Here is a 23,867-nt window from a genome sequence, read left to right on the forward strand (position 1 = left end):
TAAAATATTTTTCAATTTTTATTCCACTGTGTTTATTCTAATATTTTGTACTTTTATCACAAACAATCTAAAGCAATGTACAACAATAAAAACAAAGCTAAACAAGTACTTGAAGTCCCTAAATATATTATTTTATGGGGTAAATTCTTACAGTTTTTTTCGATCGATTTAGCTGCAAAATTTGCTCAAAACTTGTTTATTACCCCTATCAAATTTAAACCTCCGAAACGAGAACGAGAAATGTTCATCAAAAGCATAAAAAGTAAAATCACCATTCCTTCTATTCGCAAAGACATTGTTGTATACCAATACGGTAATAATAAAAAAGCAGATAAAAAAGCGCTTCTTATTCACGGATGGAATGGCAGAGGAACGCAATTGGTATCTATTGCTAATTTGTTAATGAGACAAGGCTATGACATTGTTAGTTTTGATGCTCCAGGACACGGAAAATCTCCTAAAAGCAAAACAAATTTAGCTGATTTTATAGAAACAGTATTTGAAGTTGAAAAGCAATTTGGAAATTTTGATTTAATTATTGGGCATTCTTTGGGTGGTATGACAACAATTCATGCTGTCAAAAACGGTCTAAGAGCGAAAAAAGCAATCATTATTGGAAGTGGTGACATTGTAGAAGATGTGATTGAAGACTTTGTAAAACAAATCAAACTAAAACCTGTTATAGCAGAAAAAATTAAAAATAGATTTGAAAACCAATTTAATCAGAGCATGGATAGTTACTGTGTGCACCTTGCTGCTCAAAAAATTGATATTCCTGTTTTGATTATCCACGACGAAGAGGATATAGACGTTCCCGTGAAAGCTGCCTACCAAATTAAAAAAAACATCCAAAATGGAGAATTGCTAATCACTCAGGGCTTGGGGCACCGAAAAATCTTGGGGGATAAAAAAGTAATTGAAAAAATCAAAGATTTCATCCAAAACTCCCAATAGCCATGTATTATATATACACAATATTCCTTTTCGTGGCTTTAGTCTCTTGTAAGCAACACAACCCTAACTATCAAAAAATAGCCGATATGAAAAAAGACAAACACACAACCGAAGAACAATGGTCGCAAATTTTAACTCCCAAACAATACTACGTTTTGCGCCAAAAAGGAACTGAAAGACCTTTTACAGGAGAGCATAACAACAATTTTAACAAAGGAACTTATCACTGTGCAGCCTGTGGACAAATATTATTTGATTCCAATACCAAATTTGATGCTCATTGTGGCTGGCCTTCTTTTGACAAAGCGATAGAAGGAAGCGTTGAATATATCAGAGATTTGTCACATGGTATGATCAGAACTGAGGTAATTTGCTCTAATTGTCACAGCCATTTAGGACATGTATTTCCCGATGGACCAAAAGAAACAACCGGAGACAGATATTGTATGAATTCCATTTCTTTAAAATTCATCCCTGCGAATAGCAAATAGCACTTCGCCAAAGTTAGTAAAGCATTTTTATCTCTTTAATTGCAAATTCTTCAATCGTGCCATTCTCTTTTGTTACGGTTAAATTACCATGACAAGTAACACCTTGTATAACACCTTCGAATGTATGTTTATTAGGCAATTCAAAAACACAGGTTTCCTGATATTTAAATAAGTTTTTATGATACTCATTCCACAATTCATTATTATCTCCGCTTTTTAACCTTTCGCAATTTTGTTTTAGTTCATTTAATACCGATTCCATAACCTCCTCTTTATCTATTTTTATTCCCAATAAATTAAACAAAGATGCTCCTTGAGGAAGATTTTCAAAATTTTGTTGATTCACATTTATTCCCATACCGGCAATTGACAAAACCTCACCGCTAGACTTGATAATATTTTCAATTAAAATCCCGCATATTTTCTTATTTCCTGCCAAAATGTCGTTAGGCCATTTGATTGAAAATGGCAGTTTATATTTTTTTTTCAATCCATTTAAAACACTTATTCCAACCACAATATTTAAATCAAATACACTTTCAGGAGAAGGAAGTAAATCTTTCAATAAAACGCTAAAAGTAAGATTACTACCCGACTCAACAAGCCACTCTGCTCCTCTTTGCCCCTTACCTGCAAATTGATTTTCAGCAACAACAACAGTAAAATTTTCAAGTTGAAACGCATATAGTAAATCTCTTAAATAAGTATTGGTAGATGCTGTGGCATCGAGTTTGATAATATTCATACAAAATTGTTATAGTCAAATCAGAAGCGATTCATTATATTTGATGCCAAAATTAGCTAACAATTATATTTAACATAGAAAAAACCGTATAAAAAATAAATGGCAGATAAAAATATCAGCAACGATGAGTTGATTGCCAACATCATCAAAGGCATAGAAACAGTGAAAGGAGAAAATATTACCATATTGGATTTAAGGGAAATTGACAATACCGCTTGTGATTACTTTATTATCTGTGACGGAAATTCTAATACTCAAATTAACGCTATTGCCGGTTCTATACAAAAAACAGTTTCTAAAGAATTACACGATAAACCTTGGCATATTGAAGGAGAAGAAAATGCAGAATGGGTTTTAATGGACTATGTAAACGTTGTTGTTCATGTGTTTCAAAAAAGTATTCGAGAGTTTTATAACATCGAAAATTTATGGGGAGACGCTAAAACAACGGTTATCGATAGCCAATATTAATTACAATAAATTTATTCTTCATGGCAGGAAATAATATGAAACCAAATCAAAATAAATCCAAATTCAGTCCGTGGATTGTTTACTCCAGTATTTTAGCAATTATACTGGTTATCAATTTTTTGACCAACGGAAGTAATCTTGGAGACTCAAAGCAGCTAAGCTTGTCAAAACTATTTGATTATTTAGAAAAAGGGTATGTAGAAAGAGTTGAATTTACCCGATCTGCTGCCAAAATATACTTAACGGAAGAAGCATTGCAAAACAGCGAATTTGAAGAGTTGCAACGCAAAACAATTTTAGGAAGAGAAAATACCGGTCCTCAGTATATTACTGAAATAGGAAACTCAGAAATTTTTCAAAAAAAATTAGACCAGGCAGCCACTGAAGGCAAATTAAAAGAATATAAATCTGAAACCGAAAGCAATTGGGGAGATTTATTTATCAACTTTTTACCTATCATCATCATCATCGCATTCTGGCTTTTTATGATGCGCAGAATGACGGGCGGGGGTGCAGCAGGTGGAGGTGGACAAATTTTTTCCATCGGAAAATCCAAAGCAAAGTTATTTGATGAAAAAAATGATATAAAAATTACTTTCAATGACGTAGCCGGTCTCGAAGGAGCGAAAGAGGAAATAGAAGAAATCGTAGAATTTCTGAAAAATCCGGAGAAATACACTTCCATCGGTGGAAAAATCCCCAAGGGAGCTCTATTAGTAGGTCCTCCGGGGACAGGAAAAACTTTATTGGCAAAAGCCGTTGCAGGCGAAGCAAAAGTCCCCTTTTTCTCTCTATCCGGTTCTGATTTTGTTGAAATGTTTGTTGGCGTCGGAGCTTCAAGAGTAAGAGATTTATTCAAACAAGCCAAGGAAAAATCACCTTCCATTATCTTCATCGATGAAATTGATGCTGTGGGAAGGGCACGCGGAAAAAGCAATTTTTCAGGCTCAAATGACGAACGAGAAAATACATTAAACCAATTGCTAACCGAAATGGACGGCTTTGGATCAAACACCAACGTTATTGTCCTCGCAGCTACAAACCGAGCTGAAATTTTAGACAAAGCTTTGTTACGCGCAGGCCGTTTTGACCGACAAATTTATGTTGATCTTCCAGATGTTAAAGAACGAGAAGCAATCTTTAAAGTCCATCTGAGAAATATTAAGAAAGTTGATAATTTAGATATTGATTTTCTGGCTAAACAAACGCCCGGTTTTTCAGGAGCCGATATTGCCAACGTTTGTAACGAAGCAGCTTTAACAGCTGCAAGAAAAGGTAAAACAGCTGTTGATATGCAGGATTTCTTAGATGCTGTTGACAGAATTGTGGGAGGTTTGGAAAAGAAAAACAAAATCATTACACCGGAAGAAAAATACGCAATCGCTATTCACGAAGCTGGTCATGCAACTGTAAGCTGGATGTGCGAACACGCCTCGCCGTTAGTTAAAGTAACTATTGTTCCAAGAGGGCAAAGCTTAGGAGCAGCCTGGTACTTACCTGCTGAAAGACAAATTGTTAGAACTGAGCAAATGTTAGACGAAATGTGTGCCACTATGGGGGGACGTGCTGCTGAAAAAATTATCTTTGATAAAATTTCAACAGGCGCTTTAAGCGATCTTGAAAAAGTTACTAAACAAGCTAAAGCGATGGTTACCGTTTACGGACTAAACGAAAAAATAGGTAATATTACGTACTATGATTCATCAGGACAAAACGAATACAATTTTTCGAAACCATATTCAGAGGAAACTGCAAAAGTTATAGATGAAGAAATTTCTAAATTAATCGAAGGACAATATCAAAGAGCTATTGATATTTTGTCTGCTAATAGAGATAAATTAATTCAACTGGCAGATTTACTGTGTGAAAAAGAAGTAATATTTAAAGAAGATCTTGAAAATATTTTCGGAAAAAGACCTTTTGATTCGGTCTCTAATTCTGGAGAATCGGAAAACACTCAAAAAGATTCTGCTGAAAAAGAGTTATAAAATTAAAATGCAGTATATTTAATAAAAATCTTAGCTTAAAGGCAACTTTAAGTTAAGATTTTTTTATCTTTGAATATTTAAATAATAAATTTACCTCGTTACTGTAAGTATGAGTATTTTCAAAAAGTTTTTAAAAAGTTTATTGCCTGCTCAAAAAGAAGAGGAATCTAATACAGAGAGAAGTCGATATCTTCCTGAGCAAGTATTGCCTGTTGACGAGTTGTTTACCGTTAACTTTAAAAACAATGGAGGAAAATTTCTTTACTGTGACGCAGTAGAAGACCTTAATGAAACTTTTGTGAATATTCTTGTAGAAAATGACTGGTTTGAAAAAGAAGCTCTGACTTTTGAAAATCAGTTTCACTCTCTCTTACAAAGCAATAACATTAAATTTAATGATGTTGAAACTCCTGTTTTTTTTATATCAACTTGTGAAAGCCTGATCGCAGACGAAGGATCCATTTTATTTTCAGATAAACAAATACGAGATATCAAAACGAACAATCTTCCTCAAAACATTATTATTTTAGCCAAAACAAGTCAGATTACCCGGACTAAAAGTGACGGATTAAGAGAAATCAAAAAAAAATACGGAAGCCCATTACCTAGTAATATTACAGCCATTAATTGTTTTAAGGCTTCTGTAAATCCTGACTTTTTAAGCTATGGAAGATCTCCAAAAAACTTATATTTACTATTATTAGAGGATTTATAAAATGTCCGAGACAGTTAAAAGAGCAATATCAGGAGTTATTTACATTGTACTATTAGTTGGCGCAACTGTTTATTCTCCTTTATCTTTTGAAATTTTATTTGGCATATTTATGCTGATTGCCTCTTATGAATTTGCAAAGCTTATCAAGCTACCTGCTTTTTTGTGTATTCTCCTCTCCTTAGTAGCTTCTTCAGCGGTTTTCTGGAACAGAGATATCTTTCCTATCAAAATCATTGCAGTCTTTGCTGTAATCATTTTGTTAGCGCTAACCGCCGAATTATTTTTTACTAAAGAAGGAAATCACTCTTTCCTTATTAAATTAGGCATATTTGCCGGATATATTTTAGCGTCTTTTATTACTATTTTATATCTCCCATTTTCTGAAAGCAATTACGAGCCCAATATTGTGATTAGTATATTTATTCTGATATGGACCAATGACACTTTTGCTTATATTATTGGAAAAAAATGGGGTAAAAATAAATTATTTGAACGCATTTCTCCAAAAAAAACAATTGAAGGTTTTGCAGGCGGAATTTTATTCTGTATTCTCGCTAGTATAATATTAAGTTTATTTTTTAACTTTTTTAGTTTAGGTATTTGGATTAGTAGCGCTATTTTTGTAGGAATATTTGGTACAATAGGCGATTTAATTGAATCCAAATTTAAACGAGAAGCAAATGTTAAAGACAGCGGAAATATTATGCCAGGACACGGAGGAATATTAGATCGTTTGGATAGCATTATTTTTGTTGCACCGTTTTTATATATAATTTTTCAAATTTTATAAATCATGTTTCATAAAGAAGGATCAAAAATTATTTTTATCTCGTTGATCATTACCGTAGCCCTTGTGCTCATGGCGGACTATTTTATCGTTATTGACTGGATCAGGATGACGGTACAGTCTGTTATTTTGGTTTTTCTAATTTTAATTTTACAATTTTTCAGAAACCCCAACCGAGCAATTACTCCACAAAACAATACGGTTCTTGCACCGGTAGACGGTAAAGTAGTCGTTATAGAAGAAGTATTTGAGCCAGAATATTTTAAAGAAAAAAGATTAATGGTTTCCATCTTTATGTCTCCGGTTAACGTTCATGTTACCCGCTACGCATTAAGCGGAATAATTAAATACAGCCAATATCACGCAGGTAAATATTTAGTTGCCTGGCATCCCAAAGCAAGCGAGGAGAACGAAAGAACTACAGTTGTCATCGATAACCCTGTTTTCGGAGAAGTAATGTATAGACAAATTGCAGGTGCACTTGCTAAAAGAATTGTCAATTATGCTAAACCAGGAATGCAGGCAATACAAGGAGTTGATGCAGGATTTATTAAGTTTGGTTCAAGAGTAGATTTATATTTGCCTTTGGATACAAAAGTAAATGTGGTATTAAACCAAAAAGCAATTGGAAATAAAACCGTAATTGCGAGTAAATAAAACAAATGAATCAGGATTTAGATATCGTCTTTAACGAAGCGTACAAACGCATTTCTGAGGAAGCTCGAAACCTTGCACCGGATGTTATGTTGCGTATCTACGCTTATTACAAACAAGCAACCAATGGTTTAAGCCATAAAGATTTTGAACATATGTCGCAAGATCTTAAAAAGGCGTTTAAATTTAATGCATGGACACAAGTCAGTCATCTTTCTTGTGAAGAAGCCAAAATACAATATATTGAGTTGGCAAAAGAAATTTTAGATTAACCATGATGAATCATAGCTACCTCAGATGTTTTTTTTTATTCAGCATTTTAACTCTCGGAAGCTGTAATAACCCAAAAGAGCTTATAGAAGTTCAGATTCCCGAAAGAGAAGTCTTTGTAGAATCCGAAGTTACTTACCCAAATCCGTCTTCCATAAAAACCAAACAAGGTCCAATGGAAATGCCCGGACTTCCATATCAATTTGACGAATTGTCTGATTTATTTAAACCGGACCATCTGCTTTTACATTATAATAAAATTCATCTCAAGTATGCTGATCAACTCAATTTAAGCCTTCATCAGACACCAATAGAAAAAGACACAATTACAACTATAGTATTTAAAGCAGATAATAAAAATGAAAAATTAAAAAATCTTGCAGGCGGATATTACAATCACAACATTTTTTGGAAAACACTTACCAATAAAAAAGATACGCAACCTAATGCCGAACTTCAAAAAGCCATAAACAATGCTTTCGGCAATATGTCTGGTTTTAAAAAAGAATTTAAAGAAAAAGCGCTCGAGCTTGTGGGATCAGGATGGCTTTGGCTAATTAGTAAAAACAACAGTTTAGCTATTGTTACTACTGCCAATAATGAAAACCCTTTAATGGGTCATCTGATGTTGGGAACTCCTCTGCTTGCTATAGATCTATGGGAGCACTCCTACTACCAGACCTATCAAGATAATTTACACACGTATATTGACAATTGTATCCAACACCTCAATTGGGAGTTTGCTAATGAGCAGTATTTGAAGAGTGAATAATAGGGTAAACTAAACCTCCTTCTAAAAAAATAAAAAAAACGAATTTAGATATTTACTAAATCGGTTTTTTTATTTGTTTTCAAAATTATATTAAAACGGTACATCGTCGTCATTTCCGGAAGAACCAAATACATCTCTGGCAGAAGGCAGGTTATTAGTAAAGCTTGTATTACCATATCCTCCCTCTTCATTTAGGGAAGAGGAGAAAGTTCCGTCAAAAGAAGAAGCGTCATCTTCTAAGTTATCAAACTTACCAAACATGCCCAAAAATTTCAACCTGATATTATCCAGCCCTCCATTTCGGTGTTTAGCCACAATAAATTCTGCTTGCCCTGCCGTAGGACTGCGCTCTTCATCATCCCATTCTTCAATTTTATAATACTCTGGGCGATAAATAAACGATACTATATCAGCATCTTGTTCAATCGCACCAGATTCTCTCAAATCCGAAAGCAATGGTCTTTTAGACGTACCTCGTGTTTCTACCGCACGAGAAAGCTGAGACAAAGCAATTACAGGAATATCGAGTTCTTTTGCCAAGGCTTTTAAGTTTCTGGAAATAGTAGAAATCTCCTGCTCTCGGTTTCCTCCTCCTTTTTGAGAACCTCCTGCCGTCATTAGCTGAAGATAATCTACAACGATTAGTTTTATTCCGTGCTGAGAAGCCAAACGTCTTGCTTTTGCTCTCAAGTCAAAAATAGATAAGGATGGAGTATCATCTATATACAGAGGTGCTCTTTCCAGATCTTTTACTTTTACGTTTAACTGTTCCCATTCATGTTTTTCAAGTTTTCCGGTACGCAATTTTTCAGAAGAAAGCCCGGTTTCTGAAGAAATCAAACGGGTTATTAGCTGTACAGATGACATTTCCAATGAAAAAACTGCTACTCCTGCTCCTGCATCTATCGCTATATTTCTGGCCATGGACAAAACAAAAGCTGTTTTTCCCATCCCTGGACGAGCTGCAATAATAATCAGATCACTAGGCTGCCATCCGGAAGTTAATTCATCTAATTTATGAAAGCCGGTAGGCAAACCGCTTAACCCTTCTTTTGTACTGATTTCTTCTATTCGTTTTTTTGCTTGGGCGACTAATGACTGAGCCGTTTCAGAACTCTTTTTAATATTCCCTTGAGTTACTTCGTAGAGGCGAGCTTCGGCTTTGTCCAACAAATCAAAAACATCAGTTGTCTCGTCATAAGCATCTGAAATGATTTCATTGGAAATTCGAATTAAACTGCGCTGAATAAACTTCTGTAAAATAATTCTAGAATGGAACTCAATATGTGCTGATGAACTTATCTTTTGCGTAAGACTGACTAAATAAGCATCTCCGCCAACAAAATCTAACTTACTGTTTTTTCGCAACTGACCGGACACAGTTAGCAAATCTATCGGTTGATTTCCAACAAACAGCTGATCTATGGCTTCAAAAATATACTTATGAGCTTCTTTGTAAAAGGCGTCAGGCTGTAAAATGTCAATTACCTCATCTATCCCCTTTTTGTCAATCATCATGGCTCCTAGCACAGCTTCTTCAAAATCCACTGCCTGAGGCGGTAATTTACCTTTTTCCAAAGCGACTACTTCTCTGGAGTACATCTTCACCGGTCTTATATCTGTTGCTTGTTCCATATTGCGAAAATACATCTTTTTTAAGTAGGACTCAACCTAAACTTATTTACTTTTTTTGTTGATAAATCACAGCAAAATGTTGATAACAAAAAAATCCGGGAATATCCCGGATTTCATTCTATAACGATGTATTTTTAGCTTTTAAATTCTCCCATCTCAAAATATTTCTCCATTCTCTGAGACAATAATTTTTCTGTCGATTGTTTGCTTAATTCTTTGTAAGCAGTTACAATATAGTCTTTTACTGCAATAAAAGTTGCTTCGCGGTCTGAATGGGCACCTCCCAATGGTTCAGGAATAATATCATCTATCAACTTATTTTTTTTCATGTCATAAGAGGTCAATTTTAAAGCTTCTGCTGCTTGCTCTTTATACTCCCAGCTTCTCCACAAAATAGATGAACAAGACTCGGGAGAAATTACAGAATACCATGTGTTTTCCAACATCGAAACTTTATCTCCTACACCTATACCCAATGCCCCTCCTGATGCTCCTTCTCCAATGATGATACAGATAATAGGCACCTGAATGCGGAACATTTCATAAATATTTCGGGCAATTGCTTCTCCTTGTCCTCTTTCCTCAGCTTCAAGTCCCGGATATGCTCCAGGAGTATCGATTAAAGTAACTACAGGAATATTAAATTTTTCTGCCATATGCATTAAGCGGAGCGCCTTGCGGTACCCTTCCGGATTAGCCATACCAAAATTTCGGTACTGTCTGGTTTTTGTATTAAAGCCTTTTTGCTGTCCGACAAACATAAAACTTTGATCACCTATTTTCCCTAATCCTCCAACCATAGCTTTGTCGTCTTTTACATTTCGGTCTCCAAAAAGCTCCAAAAAAGTATCTCCGCACAAGGCATGGATATAATCCATGGTATATGGTCGATTGGGATGTCTTGACAATTGAACTCGTTGCCAAGCAGTTAAGTTTTTATATATATTTTTCTTAGTCTCTTGTAGTTTTTTTTCAATTTGCTGACATGTATTCGATACATCTACATCCGATTCTTTACCTATCAGATTACATTTTTGCAATTGATCTTCAAGTTCCTTAATAGGAAGTTCAAAATCTAAATATTCCATTTGTGAATTTTGGTTTTAGTTTTAAATTACAAAGATAAAATTTTCCTTGAATAGAATCTCTATAGTTTGCCAAGTTTTCTTTTTTTTCTGTGTTTCACCACTCCATTCAAAATAACCGTACTCAAAATCAACAGCGCACCGAGGTAAAATTCAAAATTCATTTTTTCTGAATCCTTAAACAATAACACTGCCAGTAAGATACCATAAACAGGCTCAAGATTAACAGTTAGCATTACGGTATACGGAGTTAAATGCTTCATAATATAAACCGAACCCAAAAAAGCCAATGCCGTACAAAAAAAACCTAAAATAAACAGCCAAAACCAATCTACTGCACTGATAGCGAAAAACTGTATTGTAAAGCCTCCTGAAAACAGTAAAAACAACGATAAAATAATCACTCCTCCTACCATTTCGTAAAAAGTAATAACAGGGGCGGGTGTGTATTGCACTAACTTTCCATTGATAATAGAAAATAAAGCTGATAAAAAAGCAGCAATAAGTCCTAAAATTATCCCTGTTACATATTGATGTTCTACGCTAAAAATCAAAATTAAGGCACAAACAACAATAAATCCAAAGAAAACTTCATATAAAACAATCTTGCGCTTATAAAATACAGGTTCTAAAATGGAGGTAAAAAAAGCCCCGATTGAGAGACAAGCAAGCGTTACAGAAATATTGGAAACTTTGATTGCCCAGAAAAAAGTAAGCCAATGGAGAGCAATTATGACGCCTGCAGCTAAAAATCTAAGTATATTCTGTTTAGTATCTTTAATAGTTTGTTTTTTAAACAGAAAAATTATCCCTAATGAGATAACCGCTATCACTATCCTGTACCATACCAAAGACAATGCTTCTAAAGAAATCAAATGCCCCAATATGGCAGTAAATCCCCAAATAAAAACGATTAAATGAAGGTATAAATAACTTTTAATATTATCTGCGAGCATTTTTCAACAAAAATACAGCCAATATGGCAAAAACAACATTCGGGAACCAAACGGCAATCAGCGGAGAAATACTGGATGCCTCTGCAAGCGTACCAAAAATTTTATCAAAAAACACATACGTAAATGCTAAGGCAATTCCTATTGCGAGATTTATTCCCATGCCTCCCCTTCTTTTCATCGAAGATACAGAAACGGCAATTATCGTAAGAATAAATGCAGAAACAGGAACACTGTATTTTTTGTATAGCACAACTAAATATGTATTGATATTTGATGACCCCCGCATTTTTTCTTTATCAATAAATCCTTTTAGCTGCCCCAGAGTCATGGTTTCCGCAGCATAAATGACCGGAGTTAAATCATCTATATCAAAATCTAATTTTAATTCTTTTGAATCTGCTTTTTCCAATTTATCTCCTGCTTCCCCAATTTCGCGTTTAAAATAGTCATACAACGTATAGGTCTCTGTTTCTGGATTCCAAACAATTCTATTGGCTGTTGCTTTAGAAACCAGTTTATTTCCATCAAAAACTTCCAGAGAAAAATTATAGCCTGTATTGGAATTATAATTAAAATTACTTACATAAATAAAATCTGTAGGACTAATTTGTTTAAATACATTCTGGCTTTCTCGGACTTCATCTCTTTTTAGGTATTTATACCTGAAATCATTGTATCCCGCACTGGCTTTAGGAACAATATACATTGACATTACAAGTGCCAGAATCGAAATAAAAGTGGCTCCTACTATATAAGGACGCAAAAATCGCGTGAAAGAAATACCTGAACTCAATATGGCTACAATTTCCGTATTATTTGCCAACTTAGATGTAAACCATATGATGGAAATAAATAAGAAAATCGGGAACAGCATATTGGCAAAATAGACTGTAAAATCTAAATAGTACATCAGTGTTGCAGAAAGCGGTACTTTATTTGCCAGTATTTTATTGATTTTTTCCGAAACGTCAATTACAATGCCAATAGGTACAAAAAGCAGCAACATCACAAAAAATGTTGCTAAATATCTTTTTAAAATATACCAATCTATAATTTTCATATGTTTCGAAAATCTATATCTATTTAACTTAATCTTTTACAACCGCTCACCTAACTGTTTAACCATTTTTGCTTTCCAATCATAGAACGTACCACTTAATATTTGTTGTCTTGCCTCTCGCACCAGCCACATATAAAAGCCTAAATTGTGAATAGATGCAATTTGTTTTCCAAGCGATTCGTTAGCAGCAAACAAATGACGCAAATAAGCTTTAGAATATTCTGTATCAACCCACGTATGTCCCATTTCGTCAATAGGCGAAAAATCAGCTACCCACTTTTTATTCTTAATATTAATGATACCGTTTGCTGTAAAAAGCATTCCGTTCCTCGCATTACGCGTAGGCATTACGCAATCAAACATATCAATTCCCAGTGCAATATTTTCTAAGATATTGATTGGTGTTCCTACCCCCATTAAATAACGGGGTTTATCTACGGGTAAAATATCTGTTACTACTTCAGTCATCGCATACATTTCTTCGGCAGGTTCTCCTACTGAAAGTCCTCCAATAGCATTTCCTTCCGCTCCTACTCCGGCAATATACTCTGCCGATTGCTTGCGCAAATCTTTATAGGTACTTCCTTGAACAATGGGAAAAAGTGTTTGGGAATATCCGTATAATTCAGGTGTTTTTTTAAGGTGTTCCACACAGCGGTCCAACCAACGATGGGTCATATGCATGGAGCGTCTGGCATATTTGTAATCACACGGATACGGTGTACATTCATCAAACGCCATAATAATATCGGCTCCTATTGTACGCTGAATTTCCATTACATTTTCTGGCGAAAAAAAGTGGTATGAACCATCTATATGGGATTTAAATTTCACTCCCTCTTCTTTTATTTTCCTATTTGCAGAAAGCGAATAAACCTGAAAACCACCACTGTCGGTTAGTATATTTCTATCCCAATTCATAAATTTATGCAAGCCTCCAGCTTGTTTTAAAATTTCTGTTTTGGGTCTTAAATACAAATGATAAGTATTTCCGAGAATAATATCCGGATTTATCTCTTGCTGAAGCTCTCTTTGATGAACTCCTTTAACTGTTGCCACCGTTCCGACAGGCATAAAAATAGGTGTTTCAATAACACCGTGATCTGTAGTAATTTTTCCTGCTCTTGCCCGCGAATTTACGTCTGTGTGCAATAATTCGAACTCCATATTATCTATTTACAACTGGCAAAGATAAATTAAATCTGCCGATGCTTCTTAATTTTAATTTTATTTTCTCTTTAATACAGTGTTTTTTAAACTCTTTTTCTCACTAACAGCCAAATAACAATCGGTGCGCCAAAAATTGATGTAACTGCGTTAATAGGCAGCAAAAAACTATCTCCTTTTACCTGTACAATCACATCGCAAATCAACATAATTATTGCTCCCAAAAATGCTGAAGCTATAATTAATGCTCGATGACTGCTTACCTGTAATATTAACCTGACAATATGCGGAACTGCCAAACCAATAAAAGCAATTGGTCCTACCAAAGCTGTAGAAGCTCCTGCAAGCAAGCTGGTTATTAATATGATGTAATTTCTAGATTTTAAGACATCAATTCCCATAGATGAGGCATAGTTATCCCCTAACAGAAAAGCGTCTAAAGATTTAACTGTAAGCAAACTTCCAAACAGCCCTAATATTGTACATCCGGCAAATAAGGCAATCATATCCCACGTAATATTTCCCAAACTCCCCAGTGTCCAAAGTGTATATCGTTTGAGTTGTTCGGCACTGCTCAAAAAAGTCAGAATAGAAACCAGAGCATTAGCAAAACTACCAAACATTATCCCTACAATTAATACTGTAACCGTATTTTGTACGCGATTAGAGACAAAAAGCACTAATAGCAATAGAAAAAAACTTCCCAAAACAGAGACTAAAACAATTCCGTAAGAAGAGGTAAAAACACTTACCAATGCAGGAGGCAATAAAGCACTTCCCAAAATAACCAAAGCTACTCCCAAACCTGCTCCCGAACTGATTCCCAATACATAAGATTCTGCCATGGGATTTCTAAACAAAGTCTGCATCAGCAATCCACTTACCGATAATGCTATTCCTACCAAAACCGCTACTGTCGCCTTAGGCAAGCGATAATTAAGGACAATATATTGCCATGACTGCTTAATTTCCGTATCTCCCAGCAAAATAGCAATGACCTTTAGAAAAGGTATTTTTATGGTACCAAAAGACAAATTAACAATAAAAACAGTCAACAATAATATGCCAAACAATGGTATCCATATTTTTTTGTCCTTCATTGGATATTATTTAAGCTGTTGAAAAAAATAAGGTTTATAATCAGGTAATAGTTCCGGATGAAGTATAGACACCAAATCTTTCAATACCCAATCCGGACGCATAGGTCCTAATTCATAAAAAAGAGTTCCACCTGTTTCTCCTTTCACAGGTGCAAACGAGTATACTTTTCGGGTCTTAAACGATTCAAATTCTGCATAGTGTGCATTTGAACCTTTAAGGTCTTTTAAAGTTTCATAATGTCCCGGACTAATCCAATACTCCGCTTCTCTTGCCTTGTCAAACACGGCTTCAAACGACAATGCTAAACTACCTGTACCTTTTGTATCTTTCCACAAATAATCAGCTTTAGCATCTTTCAGATAAACTGCCATCCAGCTTTCTCCTTGCGGCAAATACCATACGTCCTGATACATAACTCCACTCATTACTGTCGGCAAATCGCTTTCATTTTCTATCAAACCCAATACAGATTTATAATCTGATACAATAGTATCAAACAATTCTTTTGCCTGAGCTTCTTTACCATACAATGTTCCAAAAAGCTTAATCCATTCCGCTTTTCCCAACGGATTCTGCTCCGTCCAATCACCGTTATAAATAACAGGAATTCCACTTTGTTCTAACGTCTTTAAAGGAGAGTTATGCTCATCCATAGCAAACGCAACTATAACATCAGGTTCAATATCTAAAACTGCTTCTGTATTTATACTTTCATTCTGCCCTAGCTCTTTAATCTCTCCCTTTTTTATTTGTTGTCTTATTTTATCCGAAGAGATATAGTCTAATCCCGGAAATCCTTTTAAAGAATTAACTTCCTCCAAAAAATCCAGCGATGGCAAGTGCGTAGTCGAAGTAACAATAACACTCTGTATCGGTACCTGAATCAAAGGATAAACAGATAGTGAATCGGGAAGCTGAGCTCCTTTTTTGTGTAAAACATATGTGAAGGATCTATTCGTTCCAATCCAAGGCTGAGTCACTTTAAGCAGAGTAAAATTATCATATTCAAATAAACTTAATCCTTGAGCATATTCGATGGCATTACTTACTGTATTCTGACTGTTTTCTTTATTTTCATTTTTACATCCTAATAATAAAAATAACATCAAAAAGAAAACAGGATATACTTTTATATAGTTCATAACGTTATATTTTGGATGCTTACAAAAATATAACTATTTTGCAATATTGCAGTTTACAGCAACAGCCATAATTTTAAATTGATTTGAAACTGATTATTTCAAATATTAAAAAGAGGTTTAAGGGCGTAGTATTAAAAAAGTCTTTAAAAAACTTGTTTTTTTAATAATTAAAAGTAATTTTGATACTTTAAAAAACACTTAACATTTTGTTAAACAAATTCATTTGAAATCAAAATTAATTACATTATAGAAGAATTATGAAAAAACTGATATTTTTAGCGTTATCGTTAACTTTTTTTGCTTCATGTACAACTTCTGACTCACCTTTTGTAGAAGAAAAAGCACCGGTAAGCTTAGAAAACGGCATATTGTTTTTAAACGAAGGAAATTATCTGAGCGGAAATGCTTCGCTTGGTTTTATCAGCACTGATTTTTCTGAAATTGTTGAAAATATTGCAAAAAACAATAACGATTCATTAGGAGATGTAGCACAAAGCTTAACTTTTTATAACAACAAAGCGTTCATTGTTTTAAACAATTCTAATAAAATAGAAGTTTTTGACCGATATACTTTTAAACACGAGAATACGATTGAAAGCAATCTAAACCAACCTCGCTACATTGCTTTTTCCAACAATAAAATGTATGTAACTAATTACGGAAGCCAATCCGTTACTATTTACAATGCAAATAGTTTTGATTTTTTGAATGAAATCAGCTTAAACGGACCTGTTGATAATATAACTACTTTGAACAGAAAAATATATATTCAAAAAGCAGCCTTTAGTGAAGGTAATGAAATCGTAATTGTTGACGATAAAACCGATGGTATAGTAAAAACTATTCAAGTGGAAGACAAACTGCAAAGTATTGTAGCTCATTCCGACTTTATTTATGCAGTAAGCAGCATTAATAGCCGTTCTCATTTTTATAAAATAGATGCACAGGATGACAAAGTGATTACTCATTTTCTGTCTACTAAAAACATGAATGCCCAAAATTTAAGAGCAGATGAAAACATTTTGTATTATACATCAAACAATCAGGTTTATCAATGGTTTCCTAATGATACAACTGTACAACTTGACCCTGTCTTGACTATTAAAGATGCAACGGATTTATTTGCTACATTTTACGGATTTAACGTAATCGACAGCCGAATTTATGTTGCTGATGCGGGTAACTACAATCAGGCAAGTAAAATAAGCATCTATAATTTAAAGGGAGATAAGCTGAAATCCTTTTATGGCGGAATTTTAACCAATCAATTCTATAAGAATTATAAATTAAAATAATCTCAATAAAAGGCTGTAAAATTTACAGCCTTTTTTATTTTTAGTATAATTTATCAGCTCTTTATTTTTTTACTTAACTTTACTTAGACATTTCTGCTAAATATGAAAAAGAGAACACTTAAATACAGCATCTTTACATTGTTGACACTAATTTTTGCTACAGCACTCTATTTCTATTTTATCGGCTCAGACAACGACAAAACACTTACCTTGCAACAAAACACAAAAGAATTAGGCACTTTTAAAAATCCTGAAATCGCCTATGAAGAATGCCAGAAGATATTAAAAGACTTATCTGAAACGATTAATACTAGTTTGAAAGAAAAAGCCAAAAGATAGTACATTATGAAAAAACATATTTTACACATTAGCTTATTGCTTTTCACATGCATCGGATGGATAAATCTTGTCAATGCACAAGATTTATTTTCAAAATTTGAAAAAAATAAAAATATCAGCAGCGTCATCGTCAATCAAAAAATGTTTGATATGATGTCAAATGTAAAAGTTGAGCCCGCTAATAATGAAGAAAAAAGATATTTTGAACTCATTAAAAAATTATCCAGCTTAAAAGTATTCAACACAAAACATTCTGTTGAAAAAAACAACCTCAAAGATGCTGTGGAAGCCTATTATAGTCAAGGAAAATTAAAAGAGTTTGCGTCCAAAAAAGACAGTTATCATCTGGTAACAATTTACATCAACAAAGAAGGTAATGAAAAAGAAGTAAATGAACTTATTCTTCTCAACGAAGGACTAACGCCCGAAACAGAAACTATTGTTTTAATTATTACCGGACAGTTCAGTATAAACGAATTATCGTCCTTGACACAAAAAATGAACTTACCTTTAGGTGATTCTTTGCAAAAATTATAAGAAGGCAATCTTACGTTTTTTTAGTGTAATACAGCTAAAATCATTATATTTATTTGGATCAAGCGCAAAAGTTGGGGAGGAAGTTGTAAAATAATATATTTGCATCATGATGGATAGCAAAGAAATACTAAAACTTATCCTGCCAGAGTATTTGGTAGAGCATTTTAATATTACAAAAGTTGAAGAATTAAATAGTCGTTTAGATATCTACTTCGAAGAAAAGAACGATTATGGTAATCAACTTACAGATACACAATTAGTTTCCAAAGGATTTTATCCTATGACTACCATCGAAGATTTTCCATTACGTGGAAAATCTGTCAAATTACATGTTCAGCGTCGTCGTTGGACAGATAAACAAACAGGAGAAATAATTGCTCGAGATTGGAACGTAATTGCTGAAGGAACACGAATGACTAAAGAGTTTTCGGAGTTCTTAAAAAAAATTAGCCGATACTAAAATACTTAGCTGTAAAGCAATTGGAGAATTATTTGGCGTTGATGGAAAGAAATTTCAACGCCAATACAAAACCAAAACCAGTGAATTTAAAACCTGGAATCAACGCAAACATGCTAAAGATTGGTTATTGTACCCACAAAATATAACAGAAAAATTATCCATAGATGAAGTCTGCTTGTCTAAAGGGGAGTTATATACCATACTCACTTCTAAAGCTGGAAAAGGCAAGAAAAACACGATTATTGCTATCGTAAAAGGAACCAAATCAGAAATGGTTCTAGAACACTTACTAAAACTACCGAAATCCCTTAGAAACAAAGTTAAAGAAATCACCTTAGATATGGCAGGGTCTATGAAGCAAATAGCTAAAAAATGCTTCATTAATGCTACACAAGTTATTGATCGTTTTCACGTGCAAAAACTTGCCAGTGAAGCGCTTCAGAATTTTAGAATTAAACATCGCTGGATTGAAATGGACAATGAAAATAATGCTATTATTCTGGCTAAGGTTACAAATAAAACCTATTCAACTGATATCTTATCTAATGGAGATACAAAAAAACAGCTATTAGCAAGATCTAGACATTTATTATATAAAAGTTCTAATAATTGGACTCTGGATCAACAACATAGAGCTAAACTATTATTTGAATTATACCCCGAAATTGAGCAAGCTTACAAATTAACCAATAAATTAAGGAGCATATACAATCAACTTATCCCTAAAGAAGTTGCAATGACAAAACTAGCCTATTGGTTTAATCAAGTAGAAAATACGAACCTTAAACAATTTAATACGGTAGTCAAGACCTTTAGATTGCATTACGCAGATATACTAAACTATTTTAATGACAGAAGTACTAATGCTTCTGCAGAGTCTTTTAATGCTAAAATTAAATACTTTAGGATGATGTACAGGGGGGGTTAGAGATAAAGCTTTCTTCCTCTTTAGATTGACTAAACTTTTTACCTAATAAAATTTAAGCGGAATAGGATGTATAGGATGCGACCCTTCGTTACCTCAGGGTGACATACGAACTGGAAAAAGCTACTTTAAAAAAATACCTTTTTTTATACTCTCCCCCAACTTTTGTACTTGATCCTTTTATTTTGCATTGATAAGGAATCGTATGATAAATATCATTGTATACCTTCCTTTTACGTTTTACTTTAGTAATAAAATAACAATAAATAATTTGATGACTATGCAACAAATATCCTATTTGCCGATGTACAATTTTAACAACGGAGTTATTATGATAATCATCTTTGCTATAGTATGTGTAGCTTTGGTTTGTGCTTTATTTTTAATGATGGGAGGTAATTCTAACAAGAAAGACAACAAGGAAAAACAAAAACAAGATTATTCTTAAAAAATTAAAATCCGGTTATTAAAATCGGATTTTATACTTTCATAAGTCTTAGTGTTTGTTTAAACATTTTGACTTGAAAAATAAAAACGTGTCCACGATCAGATTCGAACTGACACGTCTTACGACACCACCCCCTCAAGATGGCGAGTCTACCAATTCCTCCACGTGGACTTAACTCAAATAGTTGTGACCCGACTGGGGCTCGAACCCAGGACCCCAACATTAAAAGTGTTGTGCTCTACCAACTGAGCTATCGAGTCGTATCTCTATATAAATAAAGACGTAATTAACCAATAAAAAAGTGACCCGACTGGGGCTCGAACCCAGGACCCCAACATTAAAAGTGTTGTGCTCTACCAACTGAGCTATCGAGTCGTATCTCTATATAAATAAAGACGTAATTAACCAATAAAAAAAGTGACCCGACTGGGGCTCGAACCCAGGACCCCAACATTAAAAGTGTTGTGCTCTACCAACTGAGCTATCGAGTCATTTTCAATCCCTGATTGCGGGTGCAAATATAGAATGTTTTTTTTTAAATCCGAGACAAAATTGTTTTATTTTTGCCCTATGTTTATTTTTATCTTATAACTTACTAACAGACAATATTTTATTTTTATGAAAAAAATTATCCTTTTAGGCTATATGGGTGCAGGAAAATCAACTATAGGAAAAATTATAGCTTTAAAATTAAATATTCCATACTTCGATCTGGATTCTGTTATAGAACAAGAGCTAAATGCTACTATCTCAAAGATATTTACTGAAAAGGGAGAAGTTTTCTTTAGAAAAAAAGAACATGAAATCTTACACCATATTATCAATAATAATCCCAGCTACGTGTTAAGTTTAGGCGGAGGAACCCCGTGCTATGCCAATAATCACTTAATCCTGCAAAAAGAAGGCATCATATCTATTTACTTAAAAGCTTCAATTACAACTTTAGCAATGCGTTTAAAAGACCAAAAAGAGCATCGCCCTCTTTTAAATAATGGTTCAGACGATACTCTTGAAACCTTTATTGCCAAACACCTTTTTGACAGAAGTTATTTCTATCATCAAGCAAAATATATTATTCCCGTAGACGGCAAATCTACAGATGAAATTACAAGCGAAATCCTAAAAAAAACAAGCAATTAGCTCAGATAAACGTATTCATCGTCTTTTTCAAATACAACCTGAATGTGTTCTAATAATGATGTTGACAGAGATATTCCTTTAAAATCAGCTTTTACTGGATATTTTTTATGATTTCTATCTACTAAAACCGCAGTTTTAAGTTTTTTCAAAGGAACCTCTAAAAAGTATTTAACGCCGTAAATTAAAGTAGCTCCAGAATTTAAGACATCATCTACCAACACTACTGCTTTATTCTGATAATTTGCAGGCTGAAGAGATGTTTCTATCGGGTTGATAGGGTTTTGCTTATCAATTCTAACCTCGCACAATTGAATTTTTAATTGAGATATTTCCTGCAATGCTTCTGCTATTTTCTGAGCAAATATAAATCCGCTATTAGCAATCCCCGCAATGACTATTTCATCTTCATCTACAAATGTCTCATATATTTGGTAAGCAATTCTTTTAGTCTTAAACTTTATCTGTTCTTGGGTTAAAATAATATTCTTATTCATATTTACTTTTCAATTATAACAAATAACTCTCTTCCGCTTCTCGGCTTAATTGAATTATAGGCTGTTTCTAATACTTTTATAGTCATCGAAGCTGAAAACAACTTTTCGTACTCTTCTTTATTTCCTCCATAAGGTGGTTCCTCTCCGTCAAATTCACAGTCAAACAATACGCCTGCCAGTTTACCTCCTTTTTTTAAAAGACCGTGTATTTTTTCTGCGTATTCTCTTCTTTTTCCCCTCGGCAAGGAACAAAAAAATGTTTGCTCCAAAATTAAATCATATTCTCCAACATGTTCAAAAAAATCTCCTAAAACAATTTTATCCAGTGGAAAATCTGAAACCTCCTTAGCTGTCTGTAAAGCTGCCTGATTAGTAAAGTCAATTCCCGTTATATTTTTAAACCCTTGCTGAAAAAGATAATGCAATTCATGTCCATGTCCTGTACCAAGCACTAAAATATCTATTTTTTTATTTCTTAACTGATCTATATAAAATTTTAATGGAGGAGTAATTGTTCCTGCATTCCAGTTAGCCTTATCATTATTATATCTTTTTTCCCAGTATTTTTTATTCAGATTGACTTTCTTCATCTTCATAATCTAAAAAATCATCAATATCTCTTCTATCTTTTTTTGTAGGTCTTCCCATACCTTTGCTCCTATAGTACTCCTTAGACATCTTCAATAGTTCAATATGCTCAAATGCTTCATTCGGAGTTTCATCTTTGCGATAAATATCTACTAATTTTGCTCCCACTCTATTCTGAGGAATATCTAAAACAGTGAATCTGTAAACTATCTGATCTTTCCGTAAGGTTATTTTATCTGTTGCAAAAACCTCTCTTGAAGGTTTCACTACTTGTCCATTCACGGTGATATGACCTTTTTTACATGCTTCAGTCGCTATATTGCGAGTTTTATAATATCTTACACACCATAAATATTTATCAATACGCATAATTAAATATTAAAATTTCCAGACAAACTACACAAAAATAAAGTAAAATTGTATCTTGCGCTATTAAAATGATTTAAAAAAATGAAAAGATTATTTGCTGTCTTAAGTCTGTGTGCCATAGGCTTATTAGCTACGAATTGTAAAAAAGACGATAATCCTTCTGATTATATCGAAGTTCCGCTACGAGATACCAAAGAAGTCTATACTGAAGACATTGAAAGTATTGAAAAATACTTAAAAAACAATTATATAATTGAAAATGGTGAGAGTATTTCTTTTGACAGCATAACCAGTCCTAAATATTCAGGACAATCTGTATTAGCTGACGATCCCCGGCTTCAGTCTGTTATTATGGGAAATGATGATTATCTGGCCATGCCTTATACCAATATATACAATAACAGAACATATTACAATTATTACAAATCGGCTGATACTATTAAATACAAAATCTATTATTTAATAGTTAATGAAGGACAAGGCAATATAGCTTCTCCTATTGACTCTTTATATATTAAAAGAAGAAATTACAACATCAAGAATGAATTATCCAGCAGTACTTTTAATGGTGATTTTTATTCATTCCCTCCTACAATTGCAGAATATAATTCAGGAAAAAGCCCAAAGAGAATGTATACGGGAGAACGGCAAGTTTTGAAGTTTATAAAAACGGCTACAAATATCACAACTACTCCTGATGGAACTATAACATATGATGAAAACTCTGCAGGAAGAATCATCGCGTTTATTCCTTCAGGGTTAGGTCAATTTAACGAAGCTTACGGGAAAATAGCAGCCTACACTCCGTGGATTACAGATATAACTTTAATAAACAATTTAGAAAGAGATCACGATTTGGACGGTATTCCGTCTAAATTTGAAGTCAAAGAAATAAAACCGGTAGAAGAACTTACTATCCACGATTACTTTTCTTATGATACAAACGATAATGCTATTCCAAATTTTTTAGACATAGACGATGATGGTGACGGAATTTCTACCAAAGACGAAATATCATACAAAGATGAAAATGGTAAAATAAAATATTATTCATACGACGCTCCTGAATTAAAAAGCTGCGGAAGCGATATTCCAAGGTACCTCAACAACACTTGTTTTCCAGACAGAGTTAACGGTGAATGGATTTGGAATTAATAATCAAAACGAAAAAAGCGAGGCTAGCCTAGTCATGGTCGGAAGATTAATCTTCCGACTTTTTTTGTTTAAAAAAGTAAGGTAATGTATACATTTGGCTGCAGAAACTAAAGTATATGAATAC

The 23,867-nt window shown here is 33.7% G+C and carries 28 protein-coding genes and 4 tRNA genes; 17 read left to right on the forward strand and 15 right to left on the reverse strand.

Features of this window, described 5'->3' with window-relative positions; genetic code table 11:
* Window positions 1-75 precede the first annotated feature (75 nt).
* Both C8P70_RS07990 and msrB read left to right on the forward strand, forming a co-directional pair.
* Window positions 76-954 (forward strand): alpha/beta hydrolase, encoded by an 879-nt coding sequence (locus tag C8P70_RS07990; protein WP_133712813.1) that lies wholly within the window; start codon window positions 76-78, stop codon window positions 952-954.
* 86 nt (window positions 955-1,040) lie between these two features.
* The gene (gene msrB / locus C8P70_RS07995) at window positions 1,041-1,445 is read left to right on the forward strand and encodes a peptide-methionine (R)-S-oxide reductase MsrB (RefSeq protein ID WP_133712814.1); all 405 of its coding nucleotides are present in this window, start codon (window positions 1,041-1,043) and stop codon (window positions 1,443-1,445) included.
* Window positions 1,446-1,458: 13 nt separating this feature from the next.
* Here the strand turns inward: msrB and C8P70_RS08000 are convergent, their stop codons facing one another.
* Complete coding sequence (locus C8P70_RS08000) at window positions 1,459-2,190, reverse strand: biotin--[acetyl-CoA-carboxylase] ligase (RefSeq protein WP_133712815.1); 732 nt, start codon at window positions 2,188-2,190, stop codon at window positions 1,459-1,461.
* A 99-nt stretch (window positions 2,191-2,289) separates the two neighbouring features.
* Here C8P70_RS08000 and rsfS point away from each other — a divergent pair, with 99 nt between their 5' ends.
* The 7 genes from rsfS (at window position 2,290) to C8P70_RS08035 (ending at window position 7,847) form a co-directional block, all read left to right on the forward strand.
* Window positions 2,290-2,661 (forward strand): ribosome silencing factor, encoded by a 372-nt coding sequence (gene rsfS / locus C8P70_RS08005; protein ID WP_133712816.1) that lies wholly within the window; start codon window positions 2,290-2,292, stop codon window positions 2,659-2,661.
* Window positions 2,662-2,681: 20 nt separating this feature from the next.
* Window positions 2,682-4,649, forward strand: coding sequence for an ATP-dependent zinc metalloprotease FtsH (gene ftsH / locus C8P70_RS08010; RefSeq protein WP_133712817.1), 1,968 nt, complete (start codon window positions 2,682-2,684; stop codon window positions 4,647-4,649).
* Window positions 4,650-4,758: 109 nt separating this feature from the next.
* On the forward strand, window positions 4,759-5,364 hold the full coding sequence (locus C8P70_RS08015) for an LUD domain-containing protein (RefSeq protein WP_133712818.1): 606 nt from the start codon (window positions 4,759-4,761) through the stop codon (window positions 5,362-5,364).
* A gap of 1 nt (window position 5,365) precedes the next feature.
* Window positions 5,366-6,154: a phosphatidate cytidylyltransferase gene (locus C8P70_RS08020; protein WP_133712819.1), complete on the forward strand. Its 789-nt coding sequence runs from the start codon at window positions 5,366-5,368 to the stop codon at window positions 6,152-6,154.
* A gap of 3 nt (window positions 6,155-6,157) precedes the next feature.
* Window positions 6,158-6,808 (forward strand): phosphatidylserine decarboxylase family protein, encoded by a 651-nt coding sequence (locus tag C8P70_RS08025; RefSeq protein ID WP_133712820.1) that lies wholly within the window; start codon window positions 6,158-6,160, stop codon window positions 6,806-6,808.
* A 5-nt stretch (window positions 6,809-6,813) separates the two neighbouring features.
* The gene (locus C8P70_RS08030; protein ID WP_133712821.1) at window positions 6,814-7,077 is read left to right on the forward strand and encodes an acyl-CoA-binding protein; all 264 of its coding nucleotides are present in this window, start codon (window positions 6,814-6,816) and stop codon (window positions 7,075-7,077) included.
* 2 nt (window positions 7,078-7,079) lie between these two features.
* A complete protein-coding gene (locus tag C8P70_RS08035) occupies window positions 7,080-7,847 on the forward strand; it encodes a superoxide dismutase (protein WP_133712822.1) in 768 nt (255 codons plus the stop codon).
* Between the two features lie 90 nt (window positions 7,848-7,937).
* Here the strand turns inward: C8P70_RS08035 and dnaB are convergent, their stop codons facing one another.
* The 7 genes from dnaB to C8P70_RS08070 all read right to left on the reverse strand — a co-directional run bounded on the left by dnaB (window position 7,938) and on the right by C8P70_RS08070 (window position 15,993).
* A complete protein-coding gene (gene dnaB, locus C8P70_RS08040; RefSeq protein WP_133712844.1) occupies window positions 7,938-9,482 on the reverse strand; it encodes a replicative DNA helicase in 1,545 nt (514 codons plus the stop codon).
* Between the two features lie 134 nt (window positions 9,483-9,616).
* The gene (locus tag C8P70_RS08045) at window positions 9,617-10,570 is read right to left on the reverse strand and encodes an acetyl-CoA carboxylase carboxyltransferase subunit alpha (protein ID WP_133712823.1); all 954 of its coding nucleotides are present in this window, start codon (window positions 10,568-10,570) and stop codon (window positions 9,617-9,619) included.
* A gap of 59 nt (window positions 10,571-10,629) precedes the next feature.
* A complete protein-coding gene (locus C8P70_RS08050; RefSeq protein WP_133712824.1) occupies window positions 10,630-11,523 on the reverse strand; it encodes a DMT family transporter in 894 nt (297 codons plus the stop codon).
* Window positions 11,510-12,583: an LptF/LptG family permease gene (locus C8P70_RS08055; protein ID WP_133712825.1), complete on the reverse strand. Its 1,074-nt coding sequence runs from the start codon at window positions 12,581-12,583 to the stop codon at window positions 11,510-11,512. The genes C8P70_RS08050 and C8P70_RS08055 overlap by 14 nt, the downstream gene beginning before the upstream one ends.
* Window positions 12,584-12,619: 36 nt before the next feature.
* Window positions 12,620-13,750: a tRNA guanosine(34) transglycosylase Tgt gene (gene tgt, locus C8P70_RS08060; protein ID WP_133712826.1), complete on the reverse strand. Its 1,131-nt coding sequence runs from the start codon at window positions 13,748-13,750 to the stop codon at window positions 12,620-12,622.
* Between the two features lie 86 nt (window positions 13,751-13,836).
* Window positions 13,837-14,850 (reverse strand): FecCD family ABC transporter permease, encoded by a 1,014-nt coding sequence (locus C8P70_RS08065; protein ID WP_133712827.1) that lies wholly within the window; start codon window positions 14,848-14,850, stop codon window positions 13,837-13,839.
* Window positions 14,851-14,856: 6 nt separating this feature from the next.
* Window positions 14,857-15,993, reverse strand: coding sequence for an ABC transporter substrate-binding protein (locus C8P70_RS08070; protein ID WP_133712828.1), 1,137 nt, complete (start codon window positions 15,991-15,993; stop codon window positions 14,857-14,859).
* Window positions 15,994-16,250: 257 nt separating this feature from the next.
* On the opposite strand from C8P70_RS08070, the gene C8P70_RS08075 reads away from it, so the two are divergent.
* The 6 genes from C8P70_RS08075 to C8P70_RS08100 all read left to right on the forward strand — a co-directional run bounded on the left by C8P70_RS08075 (window position 16,251) and on the right by C8P70_RS08100 (window position 19,997).
* Window positions 16,251-17,288, forward strand: coding sequence for a YncE family protein (locus tag C8P70_RS08075; RefSeq protein ID WP_133712829.1), 1,038 nt, complete (start codon window positions 16,251-16,253; stop codon window positions 17,286-17,288).
* A gap of 102 nt (window positions 17,289-17,390) precedes the next feature.
* Entirely contained in the window at window positions 17,391-17,627 is a 237-nt protein-coding gene (locus tag C8P70_RS08080) for a hypothetical protein (protein WP_133712830.1), read from the forward strand.
* Window positions 17,628-17,633: 6 nt separating this feature from the next.
* On the forward strand, window positions 17,634-18,164 hold the full coding sequence (locus C8P70_RS08085) for a DUF4252 domain-containing protein (protein WP_133712831.1): 531 nt from the start codon (window positions 17,634-17,636) through the stop codon (window positions 18,162-18,164).
* Window positions 18,165-18,270: 106 nt separating this feature from the next.
* The gene (locus C8P70_RS08090) at window positions 18,271-18,624 is read left to right on the forward strand and encodes an ISAon1 family transposase N-terminal region protein (RefSeq protein WP_133712832.1); all 354 of its coding nucleotides are present in this window, start codon (window positions 18,271-18,273) and stop codon (window positions 18,622-18,624) included.
* A gap of 19 nt (window positions 18,625-18,643) precedes the next feature.
* Entirely contained in the window at window positions 18,644-19,552 is a 909-nt protein-coding gene (locus tag C8P70_RS08095; protein ID WP_449406720.1) for an ISAon1 family transposase, read from the forward strand.
* A 277-nt stretch (window positions 19,553-19,829) separates the two neighbouring features.
* Window positions 19,830-19,997, forward strand: coding sequence for a flagellar basal body-associated FliL family protein (locus tag C8P70_RS08100; RefSeq protein WP_166666194.1), 168 nt, complete (start codon window positions 19,830-19,832; stop codon window positions 19,995-19,997).
* A gap of 89 nt (window positions 19,998-20,086) precedes the next feature.
* Here C8P70_RS08100 and C8P70_RS08105 read toward each other — a convergent pair.
* The 4 genes from C8P70_RS08105 to C8P70_RS08120 form a co-directional block, all read right to left on the reverse strand.
* Window positions 20,087-20,168 (reverse strand) — tRNA-Leu (locus tag C8P70_RS08105).
* Between the two features lie 16 nt (window positions 20,169-20,184).
* Window positions 20,185-20,257 (reverse strand) — tRNA-Lys (locus C8P70_RS08110).
* A 42-nt stretch (window positions 20,258-20,299) separates the two neighbouring features.
* Window positions 20,300-20,372, reverse strand: a tRNA-Lys gene (locus C8P70_RS08115).
* A 43-nt stretch (window positions 20,373-20,415) separates the two neighbouring features.
* Window positions 20,416-20,488: transfer RNA gene (locus tag C8P70_RS08120), tRNA-Lys, on the reverse strand.
* Window positions 20,489-20,615: 127 nt separating this feature from the next.
* Here C8P70_RS08120 and C8P70_RS08125 point away from each other — a divergent pair.
* The gene (locus C8P70_RS08125) at window positions 20,616-21,137 is read left to right on the forward strand and encodes a shikimate kinase (protein ID WP_133712834.1); all 522 of its coding nucleotides are present in this window, start codon (window positions 20,616-20,618) and stop codon (window positions 21,135-21,137) included.
* On the opposite strand, the gene C8P70_RS08130 is transcribed toward C8P70_RS08125, so the two are convergent.
* From C8P70_RS08130 to C8P70_RS08140, 3 genes are read right to left on the reverse strand one after another with little or no spacing between them, the layout of a single operon-like run.
* Window positions 21,134-21,631 carry a phosphoribosyltransferase family protein gene (locus tag C8P70_RS08130; protein ID WP_133712835.1) on the reverse strand — a complete coding sequence of 166 codons (498 nt, stop codon included), beginning with the start codon at window positions 21,629-21,631 and terminating at the stop codon, window positions 21,134-21,136. The genes C8P70_RS08125 and C8P70_RS08130 overlap by 4 nt on opposite strands.
* A gap of 2 nt (window positions 21,632-21,633) precedes the next feature.
* Window positions 21,634-22,221: a methyltransferase gene (locus C8P70_RS08135; RefSeq protein WP_133712836.1), complete on the reverse strand. Its 588-nt coding sequence runs from the start codon at window positions 22,219-22,221 to the stop codon at window positions 21,634-21,636.
* Window positions 22,199-22,588: an RNA-binding S4 domain-containing protein gene (locus C8P70_RS08140; protein ID WP_133712837.1), complete on the reverse strand. Its 390-nt coding sequence runs from the start codon at window positions 22,586-22,588 to the stop codon at window positions 22,199-22,201. The genes C8P70_RS08135 and C8P70_RS08140 overlap by 23 nt, the downstream gene beginning before the upstream one ends.
* A gap of 81 nt (window positions 22,589-22,669) precedes the next feature.
* Between C8P70_RS08140 and C8P70_RS08145 the strand changes: the two genes are divergently transcribed.
* Window positions 22,670-23,743, forward strand: coding sequence for a hypothetical protein (locus tag C8P70_RS08145; RefSeq protein ID WP_133712838.1), 1,074 nt, complete (start codon window positions 22,670-22,672; stop codon window positions 23,741-23,743).
* Window positions 23,744-23,867: the final 124 nt, after the last annotated feature.

Origin of the sequence: Myroides indicus (genome assembly GCF_004364575.1) — a bacterium.
Taxonomy (GTDB): Bacteria; Bacteroidota; Bacteroidia; order Flavobacteriales; family Flavobacteriaceae; genus Flavobacterium; species Flavobacterium indicum_A.